Genomic DNA, 3,614 nt, shown 5'->3' with positions numbered 1-3,614 from the left:
GGGGCGCGATCCGTCCTCCGGAGAGGGCGCACGCTGTGCGCCCCTACGGGTGACAAGGCCTTATCCACGGGCGTTCCGGCGCTACGCGGACCCACACGGATCCAAACAGAACCTGCAATTGCCGGGATCGCGCCTGGATCCACCGGCCGCGGAGAGCGGGTGCGGGAAACCCGCCCCTCACCCCCGGCAGCGGGCGCACAGGCCGTAGAGCTCCAGGCGGTGGTAGGTGACCTGGAAGCCGCGGCTCCCGGCGATGTCCTGCTGGATCTGCTCGATGGTGGGGTCCTCGAACTCCTGGATGTCGCCGCAGGAGAGGCACACCAGGTGGTCGTGGTGGCCCACGTCTACCCCGGGTTCGTAGCGCACCCGCCCCTCGTGGAACCGCCGCTCCTTGGCGATGCCCGCTTCCACGAAGAGGCCCATGCTCCGGTATACCGTGGCGTGCCCGATGGAGGGGTTTTCCCGCCGCACCCGATCGCAGAGCTCGTCCACGCTCACGTGGGCGTCTTCCCGGAGGAAGGTGTCGAGCACCGCGTCGCGCTGGCGCGTGGAGCGCAGGCCCTTGTCCTTGAGGAAGGCGCCCAGGCGCTCCCGGGCCTGGGTCAGCCGGCGGGAGGTGCGGTCCTCAGCCTTGGGGCGTGCCACGGTGTGCCTCCGCCAGGTCGGCCCGCACGGCTTCCACGAACTCGGCCCCGAGCCGCCTGGCCTCGGCCAGGGCCTCGGGGTGCCGCTCCACATCGCCCTTCTGGTCGATCTCCCGGTAGGTGAGGGCCTTCCACGGCACCGCGTCGAGGGTCTCGAGGAAGTAGCGAAAGGTGAGCTGCGGCCCCTCGAAGATCTTTTGCCCCTTGGAGCCCCCCACGCTCAGGAAGACCCCCTTGCGCACCGCCAGGGGGGTGCGGTTGGCGCTCTCGCCCCGCAGGTGCTTGAGGCACCAGAAGGCCTGGCAGCGGTCGATGAACGCCTTGGCGTGGGCGCTCACCCCGTAGAACATCACGGGGCTTGCGAGCGCAATGGCGTGGGCGTCGCGCAGGGCCTCGTAGAGGGGCTGCATGTCGTCGCGCAGGGCGCAGCGCCCGGCGTCCTTGCACGCGTAGATCTCGCGGCAGGGCGAGATCTTGAGCTGGCGCAGGTACACCCGCTCGGCGGCGCCGCCGGCTTCCTCGATGCCCTGGGCCAGCGCGTCCATGAGCCGGTCGGTGTTGCCGCCGGCCCGGGGGCTTCCGTAGACGCACAGTACGCGCACGGTATCCGGGGCGCCGGGAGCCGGCTCGTTTGACAGGGTGACGGGGCGCTGGCTAGAATCCATCGCTGATTTTCCGCGAAAATCCTGCCTTCCCGAGGGGAGGCGACGGAAGTGCCCGAAGGAGGATGCGATGAGCGTTCGCGACGCCGCCGTGGTGGCCCTGGGAGAGGCGGTGAAGTTCGAATCCGACGGTCGCGACTTCTACCTGCGCGCGGCCGAGCAGGCGGAAAACCCCCTGGCGAAGGCCGTCTTCCTGGCGCTCGCCGAAGACGAAAAGGACCACGTGCGAAGGGTACGGGAGATCTACGAAGAACTCAAGGACAAGCCCGGCTGGCCCGACGTCAGTTCCATGGTGGCCCGCCGCTCCGGCGTGCTCGACGCGTTCGAGCGGGCCGCGGCGGATCTTGGGGCCGCGGTGCCGGTCGGCGGCACGGCCGAGCAGGCCCTGCGCACGGCGCGGGAGATGGAGGCCAGGGGCCTCGCCTTCTACCGGGACCGCCTGGGGCGGGCCTCCTGCGACGCCGAGGCGGAGTTCTACCGGCGGCTGGTGGCAGAGGAGGAGCTCCACCTGGGCACCATCGAGAAGGTGCTCGGGGATCTGGGCACCGGGGGCTGACCTGGGCTCGCGGGAGGGGGCCGTCACGATGCGCGGCCCCCAGGACCGGCTGGGGCCCGGCATCCACTCCCTGGGTCCCGGCGCCTGGGTGACCTCGGGCCGGGCCGTGGTGCTGGAGGGCCACGATCACCTGGCCCTGGTGGACCCGGGGGACGAGCCTGCGGGCGAAGCGGGGGGTCCGGCCGGCCTACTCGGCGAGCTGGCGCGGCTGGAGGCCGAGACCGGAAAGCGGCTGGTGTGGGTGCTGCTCACCCACTCCCACCCGGACCACGTGGCGAACCTGGCGGCGGTGCGGGCGGCCGCCCCGGCAGCGCGCCTCGTCGCCCACGCCCGAAGCCCCTTGGCCCCCGACCTGTCCGTGGAGCGCAGGGCCGTGCTGCCCCTCGGGGGCGGCCTGGAGGCGTTTCCCACCCCCGGACACAGCGCCGCGGGCGACGACCTGTCGTTCTGGCGGCCCGAGGGGGCGCTGCTCCTCCCTGGCGATCTGGTGCAGCCCAAGGGGGAGTCCTGGGAGCAGGCGTTCTACCCGAGCCCCTGGCCCTTCTTCACCGACCCCCGTCCCTACCTGGCGAGCCTCGAGGTCCTCCAGGCCCTGCCCCTCGCGGTGCTGGCCACCGGGCACCGGGAGGTGCGGTCCGGCCCGCAGGGGCGGGCCTGGATCGCGCTCACGGCCCGGGCGATCCGCCGGGTCGGCGAGGCGGTGTCCGCCTGGTCGGGCCCCGGTGGGCTCTCCGAGGCGGGTCCGGCGATCTTTCGCGCCCTGGCGGCGGAGCGGGGCATCTCCCCGGAAGCGGTCGCCCAGAGGCTCGCCCGGCCCGGCGGCAACCCCTCGGCCTTCGAGCGGTTCGACCTTCCGGGGATCGCCTGGTTCTGGGCGCGGCGGCCGCAGGGCGCGCAGGTCCGGCCGTGACGCGAAAGTGCTCGATGCGGCCCGCGCTCTTCTTTCTCGCCTGGGCCCTGGCGGCGGTCGCGGGGTGCGCCCGGGACGAGAGTCCTTCGGCCGGCGGCCCCGTGGAGAAGACCTCGGGGGAGAGCGTCGTGGTGGAGGTCAACTCCAAGGCCCCGGCCTTTGCGGGGAACACCCTCGACGGCCGGGCGGTGCGCCTGGCCGACTACGCCGGCACCCACGTGGTGCTGCTGGAGTTCTGGAGCATCTTCTGCAAGTCGTGCATCGACGAGATGCCCCATATCGAGGCGCTCCACGAGCGATACCGGGACGAGGGCCTGGCGGTCTTGAGCGTCAACACCGATGTCTTCTCGGCCCAGCGGGTGCGGTCGTTTCTCGACAAGCTGGGGATCCACCCCCCCTACCCGGTGGTGCGGGACGCCCGGCAGGAGATCGTGAACGCCTTCGGCGTGGAGCTCTTGCCGGTCACGGTGATCATCGACCGGGAGGGCTGGATCCGCCTCTACCAGGAGGGGTACCGCCCGGGGGACGAGCGCCTGTTCGAGTCCCGGATTCGCGACCTCCTGGGGAAGAGGGGGGCCGAGGACGTGACCCTGGCTGCCCGGGGAGGCGTAACGGCCTTTGCCCCGGCCGGGGCGGCCCTGGCGGCCCCGGGGCAACAGGTGGCGCCCCGGGAGGCGGCCGCCGTGGACGGCGGGGGTGCGCGGGTGGGCGGGGAGAGCCCCCAGCTCCTCTACTTCTGGAGCCTCTACTGCGATCCCTGCCGCCGGGAGTACCCGGCGGTGGCCGCGCTGGGCAGCCGCTACGGGGACCGGGGCCTCGAGACCTTCTCGGTCAACGTGGAT

The 3,614-nt window shown here is 72.5% G+C and carries 5 protein-coding genes; 3 read left to right on the top strand and 2 right to left on the bottom strand.

Annotated features, from left to right (window positions below; all coding sequences use genetic code 11):
• Nucleotides 1-177: 177 nt before the first annotated feature.
• Together AB1578_22630 and AB1578_22625 are read right to left on the bottom strand one after the other, a co-directional pair.
• Nucleotides 178-645, bottom strand: coding sequence for a Fur family transcriptional regulator (locus AB1578_22630; protein ID MEW6490694.1), 468 nt, complete (start codon nucleotides 643-645; stop codon nucleotides 178-180).
• Nucleotides 626-1,309, bottom strand: coding sequence for a flavodoxin family protein (locus AB1578_22625; protein MEW6490693.1), 684 nt, complete (start codon nucleotides 1,307-1,309; stop codon nucleotides 626-628). The genes AB1578_22630 and AB1578_22625 overlap by 20 nt, the downstream gene beginning before the upstream one ends.
• A gap of 67 nt (nucleotides 1,310-1,376) precedes the next feature.
• Here AB1578_22625 and AB1578_22620 point away from each other — a divergent pair, with 67 nt between their 5' ends.
• From AB1578_22620 to AB1578_22610, 3 genes are all read left to right on the top strand, one after another.
• Nucleotides 1,377-1,862 (top strand): ferritin family protein, encoded by a 486-nt coding sequence (locus AB1578_22620; GenBank protein ID MEW6490692.1) that lies wholly within the window; start codon nucleotides 1,377-1,379, stop codon nucleotides 1,860-1,862.
• A gap of 28 nt (nucleotides 1,863-1,890) precedes the next feature.
• Nucleotides 1,891-2,772: an MBL fold metallo-hydrolase gene (locus AB1578_22615; protein ID MEW6490691.1), complete on the top strand. Its 882-nt coding sequence runs from the start codon at nucleotides 1,891-1,893 to the stop codon at nucleotides 2,770-2,772.
• The coding region (locus tag AB1578_22610) for a redoxin domain-containing protein (GenBank protein ID MEW6490690.1) at nucleotides 2,769-3,614 on the top strand (846 nt) is incomplete at its 3' end. The genes AB1578_22615 and AB1578_22610, both read left to right, overlap by 4 nt.

This window comes from Thermodesulfobacteriota bacterium, from assembly GCA_040756475.1.
In the GTDB taxonomy this organism is placed as follows: domain Bacteria; phylum Desulfobacterota; class Deferrisomatia; order Deferrisomatales; family JACRMM01; genus JBFLZB01.
This window is presented reverse-complemented; position numbering and strand designations above follow the sequence as displayed.